The organism is Nioella nitratireducens (assembly GCF_001879715.1).
Taxonomy (GTDB): domain Bacteria; phylum Pseudomonadota; class Alphaproteobacteria; order Rhodobacterales; family Rhodobacteraceae; genus Nioella; species Nioella nitratireducens.
Window position 1 is genome coordinate 39931 of the sequence record NZ_MNBW01000013.1, and the last position, 21591, is coordinate 61521.

Genomic DNA, 21591 nt, shown 5'->3' on the forward strand with positions numbered 1-21591 from the left:
GAGATGCTGCGCAGTCTCGACATTCGCGACATGTTGATCATCGACCGGCTGGATCTGAGTTTCCAGCCGGGTCTGAACGTGTTGACCGGCGAAACCGGCGCGGGCAAGTCGATCCTGCTCGATTCGCTCGGCTTTGTTCTGGGCTGGCGCGGGCGCGCAGATCTGGTGCGCTCGGGCGCTGAGCAGGGCGAGGTGGCGGCGGTCTTCGACCTGCCCGCGGGGCATGGCGCCCACGCGGTGTTGGAGGAGGCGGGCCTGCCCGCCGGAGACGAATTGATCCTGCGCCGTGTCAACACGGCGTCGGGGCGCAAGACGGCGTGGGTCAACGACCGGCGGGTGTCGGGCGAAGTGCTGCGGGCGTTGTCGGACACGCTGGTGGAATTGCACGGGCAACAGGATGACCGGGGCCTGCTGGACCCGCGCCGCCATCGTGACATGCTGGATGATTTCGGCGGGCTGGGGGAGGCGCGGGCCGAGGTGGCCAAGCTGTGGCGAGCCGTGTCCAGCGCGGGCAAAGCGTTGTCCAAGGCAGAAGGCGACCTGGCCGAATTGCAGGCCGAAGAGGATTTCCTGCGCCACGCGGTCGGTGAATTGGACGCGCTCGACCCGCAACCGGGTGAAGAAGAGACGCTCGATGCCCGCCGTCGCCTGATGCAAGGGGCGGAGAGGATGCGCACCGATGTCGCCCGCATTCTGGAAGTGTTGGGATCGCAGGGTGCCGATGGCGCGATGTCGGATGCCATGCGCTGGCTCGACAGCTTGACCGACAAGGCCGAGGGCGCGCTGGAGGCCCCGATGACGGCACTGGAACGCGCCATGGTCGATCTGGGTGAGGCGCAGGCGGGGGTTGAAAGCTTTGCCGATCAATTGAGCTTCAACCCCGCCGAACTGGACGAAACGGAAGAACGGCTGTTCGCGCTGCGCGGACTGGCGCGCAAGCACGGGGTGCTGCCCGATGACCTTGGCGATTTTGCCGAGACGCTGCGTACCCGGCTGGCGGCGCTGGACCGGTCAGAGGCGCATATGGGCGAACTGCGAGGCGCGTTGGACGCGGCCCGCGCGGCCTATGACCGGGCCGCCGAGGCCCTGAGCACGGCCCGCAAAGAGGCCGCGCACCGGCTGGATGCGCGGATCATGCAAGAGCTTGCACCGCTCAAGATGGAACGGGCGGTGTTCGAGACGCAGATCACCGAAGACTCGCCCGGTCCCACCGGCCGCGACGCGGTGGTTTTTGCCGCCCGCACCAATCCCGGAGCGCCGATCGGGGCGTTGAACAAGATCGCCTCGGGCGGGGAATTGTCGCGGTTCCTGTTGGCGATGAAGGTCTGCCTGAGCGAACGCGCCACCGGGCTGACAATGATCTTTGACGAGATCGACCGCGGTGTCGGCGGGGCCACGGCGGATGCCGTGGGGCGGCGGCTGTCGACGCTGGCGGATGGCGGGCAGGTGCTGGTCGTGACGCACTCGCCACAGGTGGCCGCGCTCGGGGCGCATCACTGGCGGGTCGAAAAGCAGGTCGAGAACGAGATCACGCTGAGCAGGGTCGTGCCGCTGGATGCGCAGGCACGGGTGGATGAAGTCGCGCGGATGTTGTCGGGCGATACGATCACGGAAGAGGCGCGCGCCGCAGCTCGGGCGCTGTTGCCGAACTGAGACGCCGGACGAAACGGTGTCCCCGTTCAGCGAGAGCAGATATAGGCGTAAACGCGGTTGGCCCGCCCCGGCGGCTGAAACTCGATATGGTCGAGCCTCGCACCGTAACTGATTAGATCTACGGGAAAAACGTCAATTCCGGGGGCGTTGAGAAGCACCCGCTGCTCTTCAATCGCGTAGTTGACGCGCAAGGCCAGATCGCTGCCGTCGAGCATCAGCAGGATGCCGTAGTCGAAGGTCACGGGATCGCTACAGGTCGATGGCACCGTGCCCGGCGTCAGGCGCAGCGGCTCTTCTCGCATGGTCCAGCGGCCCACGAGGAAATCGGGCGCGGCGGGATGAAACGTGTCATAGTCCTGCATGACCCGGTATTCATCGACATAGGCGGCGAAACTGCGGCTCTCGCGCAGTTGCGACAGGTAGAGGGCCGGGTCTTCTTCGCGCAGGGTTTCGAAATACGCTTCTGCACGCCCGTCCAGCACATTCAGCACCGTGAAATAGACCCCGATTGCAATGGCAATCGCCCCGTATGACAGCAGTTCGACGCGCGAGGGGCGGTACCGATGCCATTGTCTTGAGCTGCTCATTTCCGGGATCGTCCTTCGTGTCTTGCGTGGCTGTGCGGCGTTGGCCCCCACCCAAAGGTCTTTGCATTGTGCGCCGCAACGGCGTAGCTCAAAGCAATGATTCCCGAGAGGGGAGTCGGTCGGGCCGCGGGCAATCTATAGTCATGGCGGCTGCCAACTACAATTGCTGCAAGAGATCATGACCGAGAAGACTGCTTTTCCCGACCTCGCCAATCAACCCACCACCACCCGAAATGCGACGATCATCGCCCTGTCCTTGATCGCAGTCGCCATCGGAATCGTGACGGGGATCGGGGCCATCGTTCTGCGCTACCTGATCTCATTGATCCACAATTTCTTCTTTCTGGGCACGATTTCGCTGGATTACGACGCCAACGTGCCGACGCCGCCATCGCCCTACGGACCGCTGGTCATCCTTGCGCCGGTGGTGGGCGGGGCCATCGTGCTTTACCTCGTGCGCCGCTACGCGCCCGAGGCCAAAGGTCACGGCGTGCCCGAGGTGATGGATGCCATCTATTACCGCGACGGTCATATCCGGCCCGCGGTGGTTCTGATCAAGTCGCTCGCCTCGGCCCTGTCGATCGGGTCGGGTGCGTCGGTGGGTCGCGAAGGGCCGATCATCCAGATCGGGTCGGGCATCGGGTCGGTGCTGGGACGCGCGTTCAACCTGCGCAGCTGGCAGGTCATCACGCTGGTGGCCGCGGGCGCGGGCGCCGGGATCGCCGCCACCTTCAACACGCCGCTTGGTGCGGTGATGTTCGCGGTCGAACTGATGCTGCCGGAATTCAGCGCCCGCACCTTGCTGCCCGTCGTTCTGGCGACCGGCACCGCGACCTATGTAGGGCGGCTGGCCTTCGGGATGGAGCCAGCCTTCCTTGTCGCTGCACATAACCGGCCCGATGTGTTCGTGCCGCTGTCGGTTGATATGCTGCCGCTTTACGTGGTGTTTGGCCTTTTGGCCGGGGTCGCAGCGTGGTTGTTCGTCAAGGTGCTCTACAGGACGGAAGATTTCTTCGACGATTGGCAGGCAAACCCCTATCTCAAGAATGCCGCCGGGATGCTGTCGCTTGGCGTTCTGATGTATGTGCTGCTGCTGACCACGGGCCAGTATCATACCGAAAGCGTCGGCTACGCCACCATCGAGGCGGTGCTGACCGGGCAACTGGCCGCGCCCGCCTTTCTGATCCTGCTCTTCGTGCTCAAGATGATCGCAACCTCGGTCTCTCTCGGGGCAGGGGCGTCAGGCGGGGTGTTCTCGCCGTCGCTGTTTCTTGGTGCGACCCTTGGTGGCGCGTTCGGCGGTGTGCTCGACCTTATGTTCCCGCATCTGGGGTTCCACCCGGTGACCTTCGCCCTGATCGGCATGGCGGGGATCGTGGGGGCCTCGACCGGGGCGGCGCTGACGTCGATCATGATGCTGTTCGAGATGACCGGCGATTATACCATTACCGTGGCCGCGATTATCGCCGTGGTCTGTGCCGTGGGCATCCGCCGCAAGCTGTCGGATGATGACATCTACACCACCAAGCTCAGCCGCCGGGGCCACCACATCCCGCGCGAAAGCCGGTCGCACAGTTTCTCGATCCGTCGTATCGGAGAGTTGATGGCGCCAGCGGTGGCGGTGTTCGAACGGTCCGATCTGGGGTCGACCGGTGTGGTCGATACCGAGCTTGGCAAGGAAAGGGTCTACGCTGTCGTGATCGAAGGGCGGCATGTCGTCGGAATCGTGCGGGTGCATCCCGAAGACCCAACCAAGCGCCATGGGCCGCTGATCGCCCCGGTGGGCTACGCGGTCGAGTCGAACTTTCTGCAAGGGGCCATGACCCGCATGGCCGACCGGGATCACGCGGCGCTGCTGGTGGTGCCGGATGGCAAGATCGCCCGCCCTGAAAACGTCGTGGGTGTCCTGACCCGCGAGGCGATCGCCACCTCTGTCCTGCGCGACTATCGCAGCTGACCCGCCGCCCTTGAAACCGGTGGACAAGCCGGGGGGCCTTGGGTCTACTCGGGCGCGCCAGGGGGCGAAGTAACCGGGGGTAGCGGGGCGTGACGCAAGGCGGCAGGGCAGGAATGGAGCTTGGGATTTGGGGCCATTGGCCCCGGTCCCCGTCTGATGCGCGGGCCAAGCCATGAACCCGCCCAAATCCCCTTCATCCTCTGGCCCCGCCTTGGATGACCGTGCGGGCGCGCTGCGCGGTCTGTGGCGGGCGTTCAGGCAACACGGCCCCAAACAACTGCAACTCTGGCTGGTCGCGCTGTTCATCGGGACAGCGGCAGGCTTTGCGGCGCTGATCTTTCGCAAGGGGATCGACTGGCTGCAATCGGCGCTCTACCGCACCGAGGATGTGGCGCGGCTGCACAGCCATGCGCAGACGCTGCCGTGGTACTGGATTCTGGCCATCCCGGTGGCGGGAGGGCTGATCGTCGGGCTGATCCTGAACCGCTTTACCGAGGACGGGCGCGCGCATTCCGTGGCCGAGGTGATCGAGGGGGCCGCGCTCAATGGCGGGCGGGTCGAGGGGCGGGCCGGGATCGCCTCGGCCATCGCATCGTGGATCACGCTCAGCTCTGGCGGGTCATCGGGGCGGGAAGGGCCGGTGGTGCATATCGCGGGCGTGATTGCGACATGGGTGTCGGATCGCATCGGCAACGACGCCGTGACCGCGCGCGACCTGTTGGGGTGCGCGGTCGCGGCCGCAGTGTCGGCCAGCTTCAACGCGCCGATTGCCGGGGCGCTTTTTGCCATGGAGGTGATCCTGCGCCATTTCGCGGTGCATGCCTATGCCCCCATCGTCATTGCCTCGGTTGCGGGCACGGTGATCAACCGGCGGGCTTTTGGCGATGTGACCGAGTTCACCTTGCCCGATACCAGCGTGTTGGCATTCTACGAGGAATTGCCAGCCTACCTGATCCTTGGCCTCGTGTCGGGGTTGGTGGCGGCGGCGCTGATGTGGTCGATCTTCTGGGCCGATGGCTTTGGCACGCGCGTGCAGCGGCGGTTGAGGGTGCCGCGGGCCCTGCGCCCGGCGGTTGCGGGGCTGTTGCTGGGCGTTATCGCCATCGGCTTTCCGCATGTGATCGGGGTCGGCTATGAAACCATCTCGGCGGCGCTGACCGGCCAATTGCTGATGCACGAGGCGATGATCTTCGCCGTGCTCAAGGCCGTCGCGGTCACGATCACCCTTGCCGGGCGGATGGGGGGCGGCGTGTTTTCTCCGTCGCTGATGATGGGCGCGCTGTTGGGGCTGGCCTTCGGTTTCATCGCCACCGCGATCTTCCCCGAAGTGTCTGGGTCGGAAACGCTCTACGCGCTGGCGGGGATGGGGGCGGTCGCGGCGGCGGTGCTTGGCGCGCCGATTTCCACCACGCTGATCGTGTTCGAGCTGACCGGCGATTGGCAGACGGGGCTGGCGGTGATGATCTCGGTCTCGATCTCGACCGCGGTGGCCAGTCGGCTGGTGGACCGCTCGTTCTTCCTGACGCAACTGGAGCGGCGCAATATTCACCTTGCCGCCGGGCCACAGGCCTATCTGCTGTCGATGTTCCGGGTGGGCCGCGTGATGCGTCCGTTGACAGACCGGCCAGACGAGGCAGAGGCCCTGTTGACCCTGATCGAGCAGGGCATTTACCTCGACCGCAACGCGACGCTGGAACGGGCCCTGCCAACCTTCGAGCGGTCGGGGCTGGATATGGTCCCGGTCGTTACCCTGTCCCCCGGCGACGCACCGCCGGCGCTGGAGGGCGTGCTGTACCATGTGGATGCGCTCAAGGCCTATAACCGGGCCCTCGCCGCGACGGCGGCAGAGGAGCATAGCTGACGCCGGGGCCGGTTTCCGCTATGCTGACGGCTTTCAATGCGGTTCATTTTGCGGAGAGCACCATGTTCAGGAGACTTGTTTCACTGGCCCTTTTCCTCTTGTCCACTGGTCCGGCGGCAGCGCAGGACCGTGCCGAAGCCATCCTCGATTTCCTGTCACATCTGCCCATGGGGGCCGGGGAAGATACGATCGAAATCTGGTACGGCACGCCCATTCCTGTGCAACCTGTGGTCCTGTTGGCGGAATTGCGCGGGGCCGAGATCCAAGGCGACATGGACCCATTCCTGCGGACGTTTCCCCGCACTTTGGGCGAAGGCGCGGCGTCCCGGCTGGATGAAATCGCGGCCACGCACGGGTTCGATTTTCTGGCGGCCCGGTCCTACGCCACGATGGACCAACGACCTGCCCGCGCCGCCGTGATCGACTTGCCCCCTGACATGGCCGCCGGGGTGGCCCCGGCCCTGACAGCCAATCTGGGATATGCAGAAGAGCTGCGAGCCGGGCGTCCGATCCTGGCCCGGGGTGAGGATTTCGAGACAAATTTCCGTCAGCGCGATGATGTGTTTGCCTATCGCATCGGCTATGCGTCGCGCGTCTGGATCGACGGCGGGCTGCTGGTGCAGGCCGGGGATTGGGGGACGATGGATCGCGCCTTGGCCGCTCCCGCAGGGTCCGTTGGCATGGCCCCGGATGCGCGCGCGATGATCAATATCCTTGATGCAGATCTCGACGCGCCGGGCAACGTCGCAGCTATTCGGCTCTACCTCAACCTTTCGCAACAGGGATTGGGCCGCGCCATCATGGTTGCCGATATGGTTAATGGCATGGACGAAAGCGGCGTCTTCGCGATGATCGTCGAGGATGCCGCGACGGCGCAGTCCATGGTTGCCGCCGCCGAGGCCGCATGGACCACGGAACCCAACCCGGCGACACGTCGCCCCATGGCCGAGATGATGCACGGTGAGATGACCGCCCGCACGATGGAGATCGAGGGGCGGTCGATGGTCGTGTTAACGGTCTACGGCCCGCATCCGTTAGAAGATGTGCCGATCTGGCAAAACCGGCTGTCAGACCGGTTCGACATCTATCTGATGCAAGGCGTGCTGGCGTGGTTGTTCGACTAGGTCGCGCTCAGAGCTTCTCGACCGCCACGAGATTGGGATAGAACGCGAGGTAGCCTGCGATTGCGGCCACCTCTTCGTTCGGAGCGTCGTAGCTCCATGCCGCGTTCTTGATCACGGTGCTTTTGGTCACGATCGAATAATAGGTGGCATCGCCCTTGAAGGGGCAGTGGCTGGTCGTCTCCGAGGTGTCGAGGAAGGCCATGCCGATATCTTCGCGGGGAAAATAAATGACAGGGGGATAGTTTCCCTCGGTCAGTTCCAGCGCGTTCTGCGACTCGCCCAGAACCGCGCCGCCAGCGCGCACAACCCAAGTGCCCTTGGCCTTGTGAATCTTGATATGCCTGTCCATTCCTGTCCCTCTCCCTCATCCGTGTTCCTGCTGGCCGAAAGACATGCCGCCCCGCTGTAACAGGATGATGTCACAGGGGGGCCGTGGCGCGGGCCAGCCACTCTGCCGTGTCCGGGGGCAGGTGCGGGCGCAACTTGTCGGCGATAGTGGCATGATAGTCGTTGAGCCAGCCGATTTCGTCCCTGTTCATTGCTTCTGCGTCAATCAGACGCCGGTCGACCGGGGCCCATGTCAGGGTGTCGAACGACAGCATGTCGCGGTCGTCACCGCCGGGCAGCGACGGGGCCTCGGTCACCACCAACAGGTTCTCGATCCTTATTCCGAAGGCGCCCTCGCGGTAGTAACCGGGTTCGTTGGAAAGGATCATGCCGGGCCTGAGCGGCAGGGTCGAGGCGCGGCTGATGCGCTGTGGCCCTTCATGGACCGACAGGTAGACACCGACCCCGTGTCCGGTGCCATGGTCGAAATCGCGCCCGGCGGACCAGAGCGGCGCGCGCGCCAGCGAATCCAGATCCCGCCCCGCGATCCCCTTGGGAAACCGTGCCCGGCTGACCGCGATCATGCCGCGCAGCACCTGGGTAAAGGCTGTCTTTTCCTCGTCGCCTGGTTCGCCCACCGGCAGGGTGCGGGTGATGTCGGTGGTGCCATCTTCGTATTGCGCGCCCGAGTCGATCAGAAAAAGCTGGCCGGGCGTGAGCGTGGCGTTGGTCTGCTCCGTCACCCGGTAATGGACAATGGCGCCGTTGGCCCCGGCACCCGCGATCGTATCGAAGGAAATGTCTCGCAGCACCCCGGTCTCGGCGCGGAATCCTTCCAGCGCGCGGGCGCAGTCGATCTCGGTCAGGCCGCCCTTGGGCGCGGTTTCGTCGAACCAGTGCAGAAAGCGGGCAAAGGCCGCGCCATCGCGGATATGCGCCGTTGTCGTGGCGGCGATCTCGGCGGGTGTTTTGCAGGCCTTGGGCAGAATGCAGGGGTCTTCTCCCGGCGCGACCTCGATCCCGGCGGCGTCCAGCACCATGCGCACCTTGTGCGGCGCGGTGGCGGGATCGACACGCACCGGCCCGCTCAGCCCGGCAAGGACGGTTTCGAAGTCGTCCCAGGGTTTGAGGGTGATATCGGGGTCCGGTCCCAGACCGTCGAACTTGGCCGGGTCCGAGAACAGTGTGACATGACCCTCGCGGTCGAGGATCGCGAAAGTCTGCACCACTGGAAGATGCGGCAGGTCGCTGCCCCGGATGTTGAGCAGCCAGCAAATCGAGTCGGGCAGCGTCAGGACCGCCGCCGTGTGCCCTGCCTTGGCCAGGGCCTGGGCGATGTCGGCCCGCTTCTGTCCCGAAGTCATGCCCGCCAGCTTGGCCGGATAGGTCATTGCTGGCGCATCGGGGCGGTCGGGCTGTTCGGGCCAGATCGCGTCGATCTGGTTGGCAACGGGGCGCAACGTGATCTGGGCCGGGGTCAGGGCGGTTTCCAGCCTGTCCACCTCTTGCGAGGTATGCAGCCACGGGTCGAATCCGACAACGCCGCCTGGCGGCATCTGTTCCGCCAGCCAGTCCTCCAGCTTGGTTTCTGGCCACGGCACCGGCGTGAACTGGTCCAACGCCACTTGCGCCTTGACCTGCACCCGGTAGCGCCCGTCGATGAAGACGCCCGCCACCTTTGGCAACACCGCGCAGAACCCTGCCGATCCGGTAAACCCGGTCAGCCAAGCCAGCCGCTCGTCGCGCGGGGCGACATATTCCCCCTGATGCACATCGGCACGAGGAACCAGAAACCCGCTCAGCCCGCTGCGGGCAAGCGCCGCACGCAAGGAAGCCAGCCGGGGCGGTCCTTGATCGGGACTGGACGTTGCGGAATAGGTCTGAAACATGGAAATGGCCTTCATCGGGGGTATCTTTGCGCAGACTGTACTGCCGTCAGCGGTGCTGACAAGTTGGTGCGGGCAAACAGGTCATAACGTGGAATTGATTGATCCACGTCCATTCGGATTGACAGTTTAGGGAAGGCATAGTTTTAGTCGCAATATGAAAAAGTTGTTGACCACAGCCCTTCTGGCCACCGCCGCCCCGACCGCCCTTTTGGCGGACGAAGTGGTTGTGGGTGGCTTTTATGACATTGAAAACGACAGCCGGTCGCTGTCGTTGGCCTACCATTCCGACCCGGTATGGACCCTCTGGAACCGCACCCAGATAGGATGGGCGGTTGGAACCCGGTTCGACGATGACCAAGATTTCTTCGTCGGCGCGGGAATTTCCACCCAGACCGCGCTGTCCGACCGGATCTATTTCTCGTTCCGGTTCATGCCCGGCTATTACGAGGCGGGCCGCAATGGCAATCCGCTCGGGGGGCCGCTGTCCTTCTGGAGCGAGGTTGGTTTTGGCTATCGGCTGACGGACAGCTCTGCGCTGCTGCTCACCTACGACCATTTCTCCAACGCCTTCATCTACGATCGCAATCAGGGCGTTGACGCGTTCGGGTTGGCCTACGCCTATTCCTTCTGATCGTGTGGCGACCCGATTCCAGGGCGCCGAAGGCGGGGGTTATCCCGCCTTCCTTATTCCCAGAAACCGGGCGCGGGCACGCGGGTCGCTGTCGAACAGCGAGGCCAGTTGCTCGGTCATCGCGCCGGCCAGTTGCTCGGCATCGGTGATCGTGACGGCCCGTTCGTAGTAGCGCGTGACGTCATGGCCGATGCCGATGGCCAGCAATTCCACCGCGCGGCGTTTTTCGACCATGGCGATCACGTCGCGCAGGTGCTTTTCGAGATAGTTCGACGGGTTCACCGACAGGGTGGAATCGTCCACCGGCGCGCCATCGGAAATCACCATCAGGATTTTGCGTTGTTCGCGGCGGGCCAGCATCCGGCGATGCGCCCATTCCAGCGCCTCGCCGTCGATGTTTTCCTTCAGAAGACCTTCTTTCATCATCAGGCCCAGATTATCCCGTGTGCGGCGCATCGGGGCATCGGCGCCCTTGTAGATGATGTGACGCAGGTCGTTCAGGCGTCCGGGTTGCTGTTCCCGTCCGGCCCCCAACCATTCCTCGCGCGAACGGCCCCCCTTCCACGCGCGGGTGGTAAAGCCGAGGATTTCGACCTTTACGTCGCAGCGTTCCAGCGTGCGCGCCAGCACATCGGCACAGATCGCGGCGATGGAAATCGGGCGGCCCCGCATGGAGCCGGAATTGTCCAACAGCAGCGTCACGACCGTGTCGCGGAAGTCCATGTCCTTTTCGACCTTGAAGGACAGCGGCGTCGTCGGGTTGGCCACCACGCGCGCCAAACGGCCCGCATCCAGCACGCCTTCTTCCTTGTCGAATTCCCATGACCGGTTCTGTTGTGCCTGAAGACGGCGCTGCAGCTTGTTGGCCAGGCGGCTGACGGCCCCCTTCAGCGGTTCAAGCTGCTGGTCGAGATAGGCGCGCAGGCGTTCCAGCTCTTGCGGCTCGGCCAACTCTTCGGCGGAGATTTCCTCGTCATGTTCGGTGGTGAAGACCTTGTAATCGGGGTCGGCCTCGGAATGCGGGGCAGGGGGCGGCGGCTCCAGCGGGGCCTCGCCTTCGGGCAGTTCGGTTTCCTCGGCCTCTTCCATGTCGCCCTGGTCATCCATCTCGACCGAGGCCTGGCTGGCGTCCTGCTGTTCTTCCTGGCTCTGTTCGGGGCTGGCGTCGGCCTGATCGTCCTGGTCTTCGTCGGCATCGCCGGTCGAATCGGGATTGTCGTCGTCGTCCGCCTCGGCTTCCTCCTCGTTGTCTTCATCGAGGTCGTCGGGGTCATCCCCCAACTGGTCGCCATAGCCGAGGTCTTCGATCAACTGCCGTGTCAGCTTGGCGAAAGCGGTCTGGTCGTTCAGAACCTCGTCGAGATTGTCGAGGGTCTCGCCGCAGCGGTCTTCGATGAAGCCGCGCCACAGGTCCATGACATTCGCCGCCTCGGGCGGCAGATCGCGGCCGGTCGCAAGATGGCGGATCAGGTAGCCCGCCGCCGTAGCCAGCGGCGCGTCCGAGGCCTCGCGGATGTCGCCATAGCCCTTGCGCCGGGCTTCGTTCCCGATCTTGGCGTCGATGTTTCCGGCGGTGCCCGGCATGTGCCGGGCGCCCATGGCTTCGCAGCGGGCGGTTTCCATTGCGTCCATCAGGTCGCGCGCCATTTGCCCTTGCGGGGCATAGCGCGTGGCGGTGCCTGTGTCGTGATACTTGTGCTTCAACGCATAGGCATCGGCGGTGCCACGGGCCAGCAGCACCTCTTCGCGGGTCATCCGGCGGCTGATCTGCGGCAGGCGCACGGAATCGGCCGTCAGCCCCGGCGGATCGACCGAGTAGCTGATCCCCAGTTCAGGATCGTCGGCCATCACGCGGGTGGTTTCTGCCAGCGCCTTCTTGAAGGGATCGGCGGGGTTATCCGTAGGCTTCTTCATGACTCTCTATATGCACCTGCGCCGGGGCCGCGAAAAGAGGGGAATTCACCATGCCGCCGCGGCGGCGTGGTCAGCTTTCATCCCGTCGCGCGTGCGTGCTGGGCCGGGATCTGCCACTACGTGTTCACGGCGTGGCCTACTCGGCGGGTGGAGGGGCCAGAACCGACACGCAATCTTCGTTGTCAGCCATATAGAGTGGGTCTTCGGCAAAGGCCGGGTGATCGGCGGCCTGATTTGCGGCGAAGCGCGTGTGATAGGCGGCGGTCAACTCGGCCACCTCCCGGCTCGCTGCGTCAACCGCGGCGTCGTGCGTCATGCCATCGGCCTGCATCGCGTTGACGCCCGTGCTCATCAACAGCCCCACGATCATCTCGACCTGCGATTGCATGTCGGGATCGACCTGTTCGCCCAGATGCGCGGCGCTGGCGGCGAAAAAGGCGCTGCATCGAGTGGCGATGTAGGACAGGGGCGCACCGCCCGCAATCTCGTCACGAAGCGGCTGCATCTCTTGCGCGGCGACAGGCGTTGCCAGCCCAAGGGCCACCAGGGCGGCCAAGACGCGCATCACCCGAGGCTCATGCTTGCCGCGCTTTCCGGCAGCTCTTCGTCAAAGCAGCGCTGGTAGAACTCGGCCACGGTCTGGCGCTCCAGCTCGTCGCATTTGTTGAGGAACGACAGCCGGAAGGCATAGCCGACCGAGCGGAAGATCTCGGCGTTCTGCGCCCAGTTGATCACGGTGCGCGGGCTCATCACGGTGGAAAGCTCGCCATTCATGAACGCTGTCCGGGTCAGGTCGGCCACGGTCACCATCTGGCTGATCGTCTGGCGCCCGGCGGCGGTGTTGTAATGCGGGTTCTTTGACAGGACGATATTGGTTTCGGCATCATGCGACAGGTAGTTCAGCGTCGCCACAAGGCTCCACCGGTCCATCTGCGCCTGGTTGATTTGCTGGGTGCCGTGGTAAAGCCCCGTCGTGTCGCCCAGACCCACGGTGTTGGCGGTGGCGAACAGGCGAAAACAGGGATGCGGCGTGATGATCTCGTTCTGGTCCAGCAGCGTCAGCTTGCCGTCATGCTCCAGCACCCGCTGGATCACGAACATCACATCGGCGCGGCCCGCGTCGTATTCGTCGAACACGATGGCCACGGGGTTGCGCAGCGCCCAAGGCAGGATACCTTCGTGAAACTCTGTCACCTGCTTGCCGTCGCGCAGTTTGATTGCATCCTTGCCGATCAGGTCGATCCGGCTGATATGGCTGTCGAGGTTCACCCGCACGGCAGGCCAGTTCAGACGCGCAGCGACCTGTTCGATATGGGTCGACTTGCCGGTGCCGTGGTAGCCCTGGATCATCACGCGCCGATTGTGGCTGAAGCCTGCAAGGATCGCCAGGGTCGTATCGGGATCGAATTTGTAGGTCTCATCGCGTGCCGGAACCCGATCGGTGGCCTCGGCAAAGCCCTTGACCTTCATGTCGCTGTCGATGCCAAACACATCGCGGACTGAGATATCTTCGGTCGGCTTCACGGTCATATCCATTTCGAACCCGCTTTCTCGCTTGTTTTCGGCATATCGGGGACGTGTTGCACCATATTCCGGTGCGCCGCAAGAGGGCCTGCAACAGGTCGCAGCGGCATGACTTTTTTGCATTGCCTTGCCGCAGAGATCAGCTAGCTTCTTGGGGATGACCGCGCGAACCGACCTTGAAACCCTCATGGCCCGCCTTGTGTTGAAGGACCGCGAGGCGTTTCGTGCGCTTTTCTCTGCCACGTCTGCGAAACTTTTTGGGGTCTGCCTTCGTGTCTTGAAGGACAGGGGCGAAGCCGAAGATGCGTTGCAGGAGGTATATGTCAAAATCTGGAACCGCGCGGACCGCTATTCCAGTACTGGCCACAGCCCGATGACATGGCTGATCACGGTTGCCCGCAACCACGCGATCGACCGGCTCCGGGCCCGCCGCGCCGACAGCGATATCGGCGACCCGGACCTTGTCCTGTCCGACCCCGCCCCCGGCCCCGAGGCGCGCGCCATCGCCGCCGCTGAGGCCCGTCGGATTTCCGAGTGTTTCGGAGAGCTGGAACAAGCCCGTGCGGATGCCGTGCGGGGTGCCTATTTCGAGGGCGCGAGCTATGCTGCGCTCGCCGAGCGGTTCGACGTGCCGCTGAATACAATGAAAACCTGGTTGCGCCGCAGCCTGATGACCCTGAAGGATTGCCTCAGCCGATGAGCGACCGGCCCGACATCCCCCCTGACGACAGCGCCCGAGCCGCGGAATACGTGCTCGGCCTGCTGCCTGTGCAGGAGGCGCGCGAGATGCGGGCCGAACTTGGGCAGAATGCCGCTCTCCGGGCCGAGGTGCTGGCATGGGAACGCCGGTTCGCGGATATCGCGGAAAACGAGGTCGAGCCGGTAACCCCGCCCGCCGGAGTCGAGGCGCAGATCATGGCGCACCTCTTCCGCGAGGAACGGCGCCCATGGTGGCAGCGGTTCGGTTTGGGGCAGGTTGTCGGCGTGGCCGGTCTGGCCGCGATCGTGGCCCTTGGCGTCCTCTTCTACAGCAACCTGACGCAGCCGCTTCTGGTGCCCGAATACACCGCCCAGATCGTCGGCGAAGGCGACAGCCTTATCCTGTCCGCCGCGCTCGACGCCGACACGGGCGAGCTGTTGATCACCCGCGACATCGGCACCGTGACCACGGGCCGCGCGCAAGAGCTCTGGCTGATCGCGGGCGAAGCCGCCCCGGTCTCGCTTGGCCTGCTGGCGGAGGATACCGAGACCGTGCTGAACGTGCCGCAAGATCTGGCCGCGCGCTTCGAGGGCGGTGTTCTGGCGGTCAGCGACGAGCCGCCGGGCGGCTCGCCCACCGGTGCACCAACCGGCGCTGTCCTCGCCGTTGGTGAAGTAAATACCATTTAAAATCAGTACTTTAACCCGGGCCGGAAAACTTTTTTCACGGCCCGGTGAAACTTCTCTCGCGGTTGGCCCGTGGTTTCTAGCGAAGGTCCACAACGGGCCCTTCTGACAGAGAGGAGACTACGCTATGAAACTGAATATCCTGACCGCCGGTGTGACCGCACTCAGCCTTGCCCTTGGGGGCGCTGCCTTTGCCGCCTCGCATTCGGCAACTGGCAACCCGATGGTGGGCGGCGCGGCCATGTTCCCTGACCGCAACATCGTCGAAAACGCGGTGAACTCGGCCGACCACACCACGCTGGTCAGCGCTGTGCAGGCCGCGGGCCTCGTCGATACGTTGCAGGGCGAAGGCCCGTTCACCGTGTTCGCACCGACCAACGAGGCTTTCGCGGCGCTGCCGCAGGATCAGGTTGCCGCCCTGATGGAGCCGGAAAACCGGGGTCGTCTGCGGGAAATCCTGACCTGCCACGTGGTCGCCGCCAACGCGATGTCCGACGCGATTGCAGGCATGATCGCCGACGATGGCGGGGCGCATACTGTTCCGACCGTGGGCGGCTGCATGCTGACCGCGCGGATGGATAACGGCATGATCACCCTGACCGACGAACAGGGCCGGACCGCGACCGTGACCACCGCTGACGTGGTGCAGTCGAACGGCGTGATCCACGTGATCGACACCGTGCTGCTGCCCGGCATGTAAGACCACACCGGTCATCCGGCCCTTGCGCCCCCACACAGCAAGGGCCGGCCAATGCCGGGGGGTGGCCCGCGCGGGTTCTGTTATTTTTGCCCCTCCCTAGGGGGTCTTGCTCCGACAGGACCGCGTGAAACACAACAACCTGTCCCTGGTGGCGCTGCCCCCCGGTTACGGTCCCCGGCGTTTTCGCCGGGGGCTTTTTCTGTCACCCCCGGCCCGCGATGGCCCGACCGGCGGCCACGGCAGAGGACCACGCCCATTGAAAGTTGTACCCGCCAAGCCAGCCGGTCACGTCCATCACTTCGCCAATCAGGTAAAGCCCCGGCAGGTGCTGCGATTCCATGGTCTTGGACGACACCCCATCGGTCGCCACGCCGCCAAGCGTAACCTCTGCCGTGCGATATCCCTCGGACGAGGTGGGGGTCAGGCCCCAGTCTTCCAGCCGGTCGGACAAGGCCCGAAGCGCCCTGTCCGACTGGTCGCCCAGATTGCCGGACAGGCCCCACAGCGCGGCCAGATGCAGCACCAGGGCGCGTGGCAGATGGTCGGCCAATACAGTGGTCAACGCCTTGGCGCCGTCCCCCTGCCGCCGCGCGCGCAACGTGTCGTAGAAGGACAGATCGGGGCAAAGATGCACCGACAGCCGGTCGCCCTCTCGCCAGAACGACGAGATTTGCAGGATCGCAGGGCCGGAAAGCCCCCGGTGGGTGAACAGCATCGCCTCGTCGAAACTGGCGCCATTGCAGGCGATCCGCGTTGGCACTGCATTGCCCGCAAGCGGTTGGAAGGCGGTCTTCTGCTCTTCGTTGAAGGTCAGCGGCACAAGGGCGGGGCGGGTCTCGGTCAGCGAATGTCCGAACTGTTCCGCGATGCGATAGCCGATGCCGGTCGCCCCCATCTTGGGAATCGACTTGCCTCCGGTGGCCACCACCAGATTGGCGGCCCGCACCTGCATGGCGCGCCCCTCTTTCGCAAGCGCAACGTGAAAGGCGCTGCCGTCATGGCGGATTTCGCCCACCTCGGTGCGCAGCCACAGCTCCGCCGGGGTAATCTCGGCCAGCAGCATGGCGATGATCTCTTTCGCCGAGCCGTCGCAGAACAACTGCCCCAGCGTCTTTTCATGCCACGCGATGCCATGGCGCTGCACCAGATCGAGGAAATCCCACTGGCTATATCGGTTGAGCGCGGATTTGGCGAAATGCGGGTTCTGCGACAGGAAATTATCCGCCCCCGCATACATATTGGTAAAGTTGCACCGCCCGCCGCCGGAAATGCGGATCTTCTCGCCCGGCGCCTTGGCGTGATCCACCACCACAACATCCGGCCCCGCATGGGCCGCGCACATCAGCCCGGCCGCGCCGGCGCCAAGGATCAGGGTCTGGACAGCATGTTCAGTCATGGCCGCCTTGTGCGCAGCATGGGGCCCAAAGGCAAGGGCTTGCAGGCGGGCCGGGGCCGCGCCACCCTGTCCCCGGAATGAAAGGACAGACCATGGCACGCCAACGCATTTCCTCCGGCTCCGAGTTCGAGGCCAAGATCGGCTACTCCCGCGCGGTGCGCGACGGCGACTGGGTCTTCGTCGCGGGCACGACCGGGTTCGACTACGCCACGATGACCATCAGCGACGACCCCGCCGCGCAGGCCGACCAGTGCCTTGCCAATATCGACGCGGCCCTGCGGCAGGCGGGGGCCAGCATGGCCGACGTGGTGCGCATCCGCTATATCCTGCCCGACGGCGGTGATTTCGAACCCTGCTGGCCGGTGCTGGCGAAATGGCTGGGGGACGTGCGCCCCGCCGCCACCATGATCATCGCCGGGCTTATGGACCCGCGCATGAAGATCGAGATCGAGGTGACGGCGCGCATCGTCACCGCCTGACGCCGAAAATCCGGGCAGTGCACATGTGACGGGCGCATTGTGCGCGTGCGTTGCTTTCCACGCGCGTCTTGGCGCGTTATATCCTTGGCAACAGGCGCGAAACTGAGGTTCCCATGCAACGACCCGTGATCGGTATCATCGGCAATCATCACCTGATCAACGATCAGTATTCGACCCATGCGGGCGGCACGATGAATTCCGAAGCCATTGCCGAGGTGTCTGATTGCGTGCCGCTACTGATCCCGGCAGACCCGCGCTACGTTTCGACCGATGAGTTGATGGAGATTTTCGACGGCTTCCTGTTCACCGGCGGTCGCCCCAATGTCCACCCCGAAGAATACGGCGAATCCCCGACCGAGGCGCATGGTGCCTTTGACCGGTGCCGCGATGCCGTCAGCCTGCCGCTGATCCGGGCCTGCGTGGACCGGGGGCAGCCGTTTCTGGGCATTTGCCGCGGGTTCCAAGAGGTCAACGTCGCCATGGGCGGCTCGCTTTACCCGGAAATCCGCGACCTGCCGGGGCGGATGAATCACCGGATGCCGCCGGATGGCACGATCGACGAAAAATTCGCCTTGCGCCATTGCGTGACCTTCTCGGAAGGCGGGCCGTTCCATCGCCTGATGGCTGCGCGCGAGGTGATGACCAACACGCTGCACGGCCAAGGCATCAAGCAGCCGGGGCAACGGGTGGTGATCGACGGCACCGCGCCCGATGGCACGCCCGAGGCGCTTTTTATCAAGGACGCGCCGGGCTTTACCCTGTCCGTCCAGTGGCACCCGGAATACCGCGCTGCGGCCGATCCGGTCTCGCGCCCGTTGTTCGAGGCTTTCGGGCGCGCCGCCCGCGCTTGGGCCGAGGGCAGACGCGCCGTATCCGTGGATTGCGTGGCCTGAGTCACGCCAGTCGGGGCAGGGCACCCGGCCACAGCCGCCCGCGCGTCAGCAGCCACAGGCAAAAGCTCAGCTCGGCCGCCAGTGCGACGACATAGGCGGGTTGAAAGGCAATGGTCCAGTCCGGCGCGACCAGCCGCAACACGGCCCCGGTGATATAGACCGGTGCCGCCGCCGCCATCAGCCAACCCAGCCATGACGGCACGCCGTCGGCGCGCAGAACCACCAAGGCCAACAGCAGGCAGGACACGCCGAAAAAGGCGAGGCCAAGGTCATAGCCGACGGCCTGCATCGACATCTGGACAAGGGCCATGTCCTGTTGCCCCGGCCAGCCGCTGCCCGTGGTCAGGATGTGCAGCGCACTGGCCTGACCGATCAGGTTCGCGCCCAGGATGGCCGATTGCACCAGCCGAAACGCCGCCATCAACAGTGCAAGGCTGCGGCTGATCGGCAGGAACAGCAGATACAGCAACCCTGCCAGCGCGACATCGGACAGGATCATGATCAGGTCCAGCAGCATCGACCCCCGGAATGCGCCGAGGTGGTCGAGGATGGTCTCGGCCGTCGCGGCGGCATTCCCCGCAGAGATCAACGGCGCGCGCAGCACCAGGTCAGAGGTGATGCCACAGACGATGATGACAAGATAGAGCAGTCCGGCACTGCGGGCCTGCACAAGGAAAGTGGATCGGGGCATGGGGCAACTCCTTGGGTCACAGGAAGGATGCCGACGATTTACCCCGATCCGCCTTATGCGTTAATTGGCGAAGTCCGTTCACCTGTCATGCAAATATGCATGATTTGCTGGCTACTTGGCGTTCGGTCCGCGCAACTCTCGGATATGGCCGCGAATGGCGCGCCATTTCTCCGCCTCGTCCTTGTCACCGGCGCCTTCTGCGGCCAGCACTTTCTGCGCTGCCTCGGCCTCGGCGTCGTCGCCATGGGCACGATACAGCGCGTGGGCGTACTGGATTCGGTCGCTCATTCCCATCTTGGTCCTCCTCTGGTCAGATGAAAACGGGCTGCCATGATGGGGGACAGGCCCCGGTCGGGTCAAGGGCAGTGGTCAATGGCGGGCTGGGTGGCGTATCGGCGCCGGTCACTCCTCCGGCTCGATCAGGCGGATGTCGCCCGCGTCTGCAAGGTCGCGGATCGCGGTCACCACCTCGGCCATCGCCGCCTCGCCCTCGGGGCCACGAACAGTCCCGCGCGCCTCGGCATCGTCGCGCAATTGCTCGGCCATGCGTTTCGACATGTTTTCCAGCAGGAATTCCACGGCCACGGGGGCCGTTTCCATTCCGGCGGCCAGCGCGGTGGTCAGCGTGTCGGCCTCGACGGCGCGCAGTACCCGTGGCACATCGCGCGCCTCCAGCCGCTTGGGAATGTGGTCGAAGGTAAAAATCGCCTTGCGCACATCCCCCGCAAACCCGGCATCCGCCCCGTCCAGCCCCGCCAGCACCTTGTCGCGCGTCGCGGCGGCGGCGGCATTCAGGATGGCGCCCACGCGGTCGGCCGGGGCCACGGCAAAGGCCGGGGCGGGCTGCGCCTGCAACTGCTCCAGCAGCGAATGACCCACCCGCTCGATCGTCTCGGGGCCGATGCCCGAAGTCAGCGCCACCGCATGGGCCACCACATGCGCCCGATCCTCGGGCAGATCGGCCAGCAGGGCTGCGGCCTTGGCAACCGGCAGCTTCGACAGCAGGATCGCGCAGACCTCTGCACTTTCGCGGGCGAGCAGGGGTTTCAGGCGGTCCGGGTCGCTGGCCGCCACCCGGCGCCAGGGATCGGGCGGCCCCTCGGCCTCGGCCAGATCGGACAGCCGCCCGTGCGCCTCGTCCGACAGCCGGTCGCCCAGCATTTCCAGCGCGTCGGCCACCGTGCCGGGGAAGGTCAGCCCCAGTGTATCCAGCCGCTCCGCGAAATCGCGCGCCACCGTCGCCAGCGTGTCCCGGTCGATAGGCCCGAGCGAGGCCATGCGGCGCACCAGCGCCTCCTGCTGGCGCAGGCTGAGGCCGGTCAGCCGGGGCATGGCCCCTTCCGACAGCAGCAGCCGCACGATCACCGCCGCCTTTTCCGCGTTGGACAGCCGCGCCGCCCGCGCCACCGCCTGCCTTGGCTGGTCAATCAATTCCATCCGCGCGCCCCTTGCACCATTACTCACCCGGCGGGCAGGATCAGGGCACAGGGGTTAACGGGGCGTTGCACGGGCGGCGCGAAATGCCTTGGCTTTGGTGAAAATTGCAAAGGGGCGGAGGCCGACACGGCCCCCGCCATCCATCACAGGCCGGTATCTTCCGCCGCGCCGATCATCAGGTTGAGGTTCTGCACCGCCGCCCCCGACGCGCCCTTGCCAAGGTTGTCGAGCGTCGCGGTCACCGTGAAAATTCCCGCCTTTTCCATGCCATGCACCGAAATTTCCATCCGGTTCGTGCCGTTCAGCGCGCGCGGGTCCAACCGGTCCGGCGCGGCCACCACGTCGATGAAGCCGGCCTCGGCATAGAAGGCGCGGAACACCTCCTCCAGCGCGGCAATATCCGGCGCACCATGCAGCATCTCGCGGCGCAGATGCAGTTGCACGATCATGCCCTGGGCGTAATTGCCGACCGACGGCTGAAAGGCCGGCTGCCGGGACAGGCGTCCATAGTGCATGATCTCGGGCACATGCTTGTGGCCCTGGCCAAGCGCGTAGAGGAAGAAATCAGGCGCGGTGCCCGCGTCGAACTCGGCGATCAACGCCTTGCCGCCACCGGTATAGCCCGACACGCCGGTCAGCGTCAGCGCGGCGTCCCCGGCCACAACGCCCGCATCGCGCAGCGGCCGGATCAGTGCAATCGACCCGGTGGCGTAGCAGCCCACATTGGCCACATGCCGCGCGCTGGCGATGGCCGCGCGCTGGCCGGGCAGTTCCGGCATCCCGTAAACCCAGCCCGTCGCAACCCGATGCGCGGTCGAGGCGTCGATTATCCGGCAATCGCCCGCCAGCGTCACCGCCTCGATCGCCGCCGCGTCCGGCAGGCACAGGATCGCCACATCCGCCTCGGCAAAGGCGTCGGCCCGCGCGGCAGGATCTTTTCGGCGCTCATGATCCACCGACACAAGGGTAATATCCTCGCGGCCTTGCAGCCGGTCGAGAATTTGCAGACCGGTCGTGCCGGCTTCCCCGTCGATGAAGACCTTTGCGGTCATGAGCGTGTCCTCTGTGTTCTGGTTGGTGTCGCAACGCCGTGTACCCGGTTCCGGGCGCGGTCTCAACGTGAAAGGCCGGCTCAACGCGGG

General features: G+C 65.1%; 21 protein-coding genes. 10 read left to right on the forward strand and 11 right to left on the reverse strand.

Going from position 1 to position 21591, the window contains the following annotated elements; genetic code table 11:
• Positions 1-3 precede the first annotated feature (3 nt).
• Positions 4-1653, forward strand: a complete 1650-nt coding sequence (recN, locus tag BKY27_RS13825) for a DNA repair protein RecN (RefSeq protein WP_071675089.1) — start codon at positions 4-6, stop codon at positions 1651-1653.
• Positions 1654-1679: 26 nt separating this feature from the next.
• Here recN and BKY27_RS13830 read toward each other — a convergent pair whose 3' ends face one another.
• Entirely contained in the window at positions 1680-2240 is a 561-nt protein-coding gene (locus tag BKY27_RS13830) for a hypothetical protein (protein ID WP_071675090.1), read from the reverse strand.
• 178 nt (positions 2241-2418) lie between these two features.
• Here BKY27_RS13830 and BKY27_RS13835 point away from each other — a divergent pair, with 178 nt between their 5' ends.
• The 3 genes from BKY27_RS13835 to BKY27_RS13845 all read left to right on the forward strand — a co-directional run bounded on the left by BKY27_RS13835 (position 2419) and on the right by BKY27_RS13845 (position 7182).
• Positions 2419-4197 (forward strand): chloride channel protein, encoded by a 1779-nt coding sequence (locus BKY27_RS13835; RefSeq protein WP_084667976.1) that lies wholly within the window; start codon positions 2419-2421, stop codon positions 4195-4197.
• Positions 4198-4369: 172 nt separating this feature from the next.
• The gene (locus BKY27_RS13840; protein ID WP_071675091.1) at positions 4370-6058 is read left to right on the forward strand and encodes a chloride channel protein; all 1689 of its coding nucleotides are present in this window, start codon (positions 4370-4372) and stop codon (positions 6056-6058) included.
• A gap of 62 nt (positions 6059-6120) precedes the next feature.
• The gene (locus BKY27_RS13845; protein WP_146636252.1) at positions 6121-7182 is read left to right on the forward strand and encodes a hypothetical protein; all 1062 of its coding nucleotides are present in this window, start codon (positions 6121-6123) and stop codon (positions 7180-7182) included.
• Positions 7183-7189: 7 nt separating this feature from the next.
• On the opposite strand, the gene BKY27_RS13850 is transcribed toward BKY27_RS13845, so the two are convergent.
• Together BKY27_RS13850 and BKY27_RS13855 are read right to left on the reverse strand one after the other, a co-directional pair.
• Positions 7190-7531: a DUF427 domain-containing protein gene (locus tag BKY27_RS13850; protein ID WP_071675093.1), complete on the reverse strand. Its 342-nt coding sequence runs from the start codon at positions 7529-7531 to the stop codon at positions 7190-7192.
• A gap of 70 nt (positions 7532-7601) precedes the next feature.
• Positions 7602-9398: an aminopeptidase P family protein gene (locus tag BKY27_RS13855; RefSeq protein ID WP_071675175.1), complete on the reverse strand. Its 1797-nt coding sequence runs from the start codon at positions 9396-9398 to the stop codon at positions 7602-7604.
• Between the two features lie 154 nt (positions 9399-9552).
• On the opposite strand from BKY27_RS13855, the gene BKY27_RS13860 reads away from it, so the two are divergent.
• Entirely contained in the window at positions 9553-10029 is a 477-nt protein-coding gene (locus BKY27_RS13860) for an acyloxyacyl hydrolase (RefSeq protein ID WP_071675094.1), read from the forward strand.
• 39 nt (positions 10030-10068) lie between these two features.
• Here the strand turns inward: BKY27_RS13860 and cobT are convergent, their stop codons facing one another.
• The 3 genes from cobT to cobS form a co-directional block, all read right to left on the reverse strand.
• Positions 10069-11943, reverse strand: coding sequence for a cobaltochelatase subunit CobT (cobT, locus tag BKY27_RS13865; RefSeq protein WP_071675095.1), 1875 nt, complete (start codon positions 11941-11943; stop codon positions 10069-10071).
• A gap of 136 nt (positions 11944-12079) precedes the next feature.
• Positions 12080-12508, reverse strand: coding sequence for a hypothetical protein (locus tag BKY27_RS13870; protein WP_071675096.1), 429 nt, complete (start codon positions 12506-12508; stop codon positions 12080-12082).
• On the reverse strand, positions 12508-13479 hold the full coding sequence (cobS, locus tag BKY27_RS13875) for a cobaltochelatase subunit CobS (RefSeq protein WP_071675097.1): 972 nt from the start codon (positions 13477-13479) through the stop codon (positions 12508-12510). The genes BKY27_RS13870 and cobS overlap by 1 nt, the downstream gene beginning before the upstream one ends.
• Before the next feature lie 145 nt (positions 13480-13624).
• On the opposite strand from cobS, the gene BKY27_RS13880 reads away from it, so the two are divergent.
• The 3 genes from BKY27_RS13880 (at position 13625) to BKY27_RS13890 (ending at position 15553) form a co-directional block, all read left to right on the forward strand.
• Entirely contained in the window at positions 13625-14167 is a 543-nt protein-coding gene (locus BKY27_RS13880) for a sigma-70 family RNA polymerase sigma factor (RefSeq protein ID WP_071675098.1), read from the forward strand.
• A complete protein-coding gene (locus tag BKY27_RS13885; RefSeq protein WP_071675099.1) occupies positions 14164-14856 on the forward strand; it encodes an anti-sigma factor in 693 nt (230 codons plus the stop codon). Before BKY27_RS13880 ends, BKY27_RS13885 begins: the two co-directional genes overlap by 4 nt.
• Before the next feature lie 124 nt (positions 14857-14980).
• Positions 14981-15553, forward strand: a complete 573-nt coding sequence (locus tag BKY27_RS13890; RefSeq protein ID WP_071675100.1) for a fasciclin domain-containing protein — start codon at positions 14981-14983, stop codon at positions 15551-15553.
• Between the two features lie 202 nt (positions 15554-15755).
• Here BKY27_RS13890 and BKY27_RS13895 read toward each other — a convergent pair whose 3' ends face one another.
• Entirely contained in the window at positions 15756-16949 is a 1194-nt protein-coding gene (locus tag BKY27_RS13895) for a BaiN/RdsA family NAD(P)/FAD-dependent oxidoreductase (RefSeq protein ID WP_071675101.1), read from the reverse strand.
• A 92-nt stretch (positions 16950-17041) separates the two neighbouring features.
• On the opposite strand from BKY27_RS13895, the gene BKY27_RS13900 reads away from it, so the two are divergent.
• Together BKY27_RS13900 and BKY27_RS13905 are read left to right on the forward strand one after the other, a co-directional pair.
• On the forward strand, positions 17042-17428 hold the full coding sequence (locus tag BKY27_RS13900; protein ID WP_071675102.1) for a RidA family protein: 387 nt from the start codon (positions 17042-17044) through the stop codon (positions 17426-17428).
• Positions 17429-17541: 113 nt separating this feature from the next.
• Positions 17542-18321: a gamma-glutamyl-gamma-aminobutyrate hydrolase family protein gene (locus BKY27_RS13905; protein WP_071675103.1), complete on the forward strand. Its 780-nt coding sequence runs from the start codon at positions 17542-17544 to the stop codon at positions 18319-18321.
• Position 18322: 1 nt separating this feature from the next.
• Here BKY27_RS13905 and BKY27_RS13910 read toward each other — a convergent pair whose 3' ends face one another.
• The 4 genes from BKY27_RS13910 to argC all read right to left on the reverse strand — a co-directional run bounded on the left by BKY27_RS13910 (position 18323) and on the right by argC (position 21501).
• A complete protein-coding gene (locus BKY27_RS13910) occupies positions 18323-19012 on the reverse strand; it encodes a DUF4386 domain-containing protein (protein WP_071675104.1) in 690 nt (229 codons plus the stop codon).
• Between the two features lie 111 nt (positions 19013-19123).
• Positions 19124-19300 carry a hypothetical protein gene (locus tag BKY27_RS13915; RefSeq protein ID WP_233491845.1) on the reverse strand — a complete coding sequence of 59 codons (177 nt, stop codon included), beginning with the start codon at positions 19298-19300 and terminating at the stop codon, positions 19124-19126.
• A gap of 114 nt (positions 19301-19414) precedes the next feature.
• A complete protein-coding gene (locus tag BKY27_RS13920) occupies positions 19415-20449 on the reverse strand; it encodes a FliG C-terminal domain-containing protein (RefSeq protein ID WP_071675106.1) in 1035 nt (344 codons plus the stop codon).
• Between the two features lie 143 nt (positions 20450-20592).
• Positions 20593-21501 (reverse strand): N-acetyl-gamma-glutamyl-phosphate reductase, encoded by a 909-nt coding sequence (gene argC / locus BKY27_RS13925; RefSeq protein WP_071675107.1) that lies wholly within the window; start codon positions 21499-21501, stop codon positions 20593-20595.
• Positions 21502-21591 lie beyond the last annotated feature (90 nt).

Bases quoted from the DNA above. Each gene is read 5' to 3' on its own strand.
- BKY27_RS13840 (WP_071675091.1), top strand. From the start codon at position 4,370: ATGAACCCGCCCAAATCCCCTTCATCCTCTGGCCCCGCCTTGGATGAC.
- BKY27_RS13905 (WP_071675103.1), top strand. From the start codon at position 17,542: ATGCAACGACCCGTGATCGGTATCATCGGCAATCATCACCTGATCAAC.
- recN (WP_071675089.1), top strand. From the start codon at position 4: ATGCTGCGCAGTCTCGACATTCGCGACATGTTGATCATCGACCGGCTG.
- BKY27_RS13880 (WP_071675098.1), top strand. From the start codon at position 13,625: ATGACCGCGCGAACCGACCTTGAAACCCTCATGGCCCGCCTTGTGTTG.
- BKY27_RS13920 (WP_071675106.1), bottom strand. From the start codon at position 20,449: ATGGAATTGATTGACCAGCCAAGGCAGGCGGTGGCGCGGGCGGCGCGG.
- BKY27_RS13860 (WP_071675094.1), top strand. From the start codon at position 9,553: ATGAAAAAGTTGTTGACCACAGCCCTTCTGGCCACCGCCGCCCCGACC.
- argC (WP_071675107.1), bottom strand. From the start codon at position 21,501: ATGACCGCAAAGGTCTTCATCGACGGGGAAGCCGGCACGACCGGTCTG.
- cobT (WP_071675095.1), bottom strand. From the start codon at position 11,943: ATGAAGAAGCCTACGGATAACCCCGCCGATCCCTTCAAGAAGGCGCTG.
- BKY27_RS13885 (WP_071675099.1), top strand. From the start codon at position 14,164: ATGAGCGACCGGCCCGACATCCCCCCTGACGACAGCGCCCGAGCCGCG.
- BKY27_RS13895 (WP_071675101.1), bottom strand. From the start codon at position 16,949: ATGACTGAACATGCTGTCCAGACCCTGATCCTTGGCGCCGGCGCGGCC.
- BKY27_RS13890 (WP_071675100.1), top strand. From the start codon at position 14,981: ATGAAACTGAATATCCTGACCGCCGGTGTGACCGCACTCAGCCTTGCC.
- BKY27_RS13915 (WP_233491845.1), bottom strand. From the start codon at position 19,300: ATGAGCGACCGAATCCAGTACGCCCACGCGCTGTATCGTGCCCATGGC.
- BKY27_RS13835 (WP_084667976.1), top strand. From the start codon at position 2,419: ATGACCGAGAAGACTGCTTTTCCCGACCTCGCCAATCAACCCACCACC.
- BKY27_RS13900 (WP_071675102.1), top strand. From the start codon at position 17,042: ATGGCACGCCAACGCATTTCCTCCGGCTCCGAGTTCGAGGCCAAGATC.
- BKY27_RS13910 (WP_071675104.1), bottom strand. From the start codon at position 19,012: ATGCCCCGATCCACTTTCCTTGTGCAGGCCCGCAGTGCCGGACTGCTC.
- BKY27_RS13870 (WP_071675096.1), bottom strand. From the start codon at position 12,508: ATGCGCGTCTTGGCCGCCCTGGTGGCCCTTGGGCTGGCAACGCCTGTC.
- BKY27_RS13830 (WP_071675090.1), bottom strand. From the start codon at position 2,240: ATGAGCAGCTCAAGACAATGGCATCGGTACCGCCCCTCGCGCGTCGAA.
- BKY27_RS13845 (WP_146636252.1), top strand. From the start codon at position 6,121: ATGTTCAGGAGACTTGTTTCACTGGCCCTTTTCCTCTTGTCCACTGGT.
- BKY27_RS13855 (WP_071675175.1), bottom strand. From the start codon at position 9,398: ATGTTTCAGACCTATTCCGCAACGTCCAGTCCCGATCAAGGACCGCCC.
- BKY27_RS13850 (WP_071675093.1), bottom strand. From the start codon at position 7,531: ATGGACAGGCATATCAAGATTCACAAGGCCAAGGGCACTTGGGTTGTG.
- cobS (WP_071675097.1), bottom strand. From the start codon at position 13,479: ATGGATATGACCGTGAAGCCGACCGAAGATATCTCAGTCCGCGATGTG.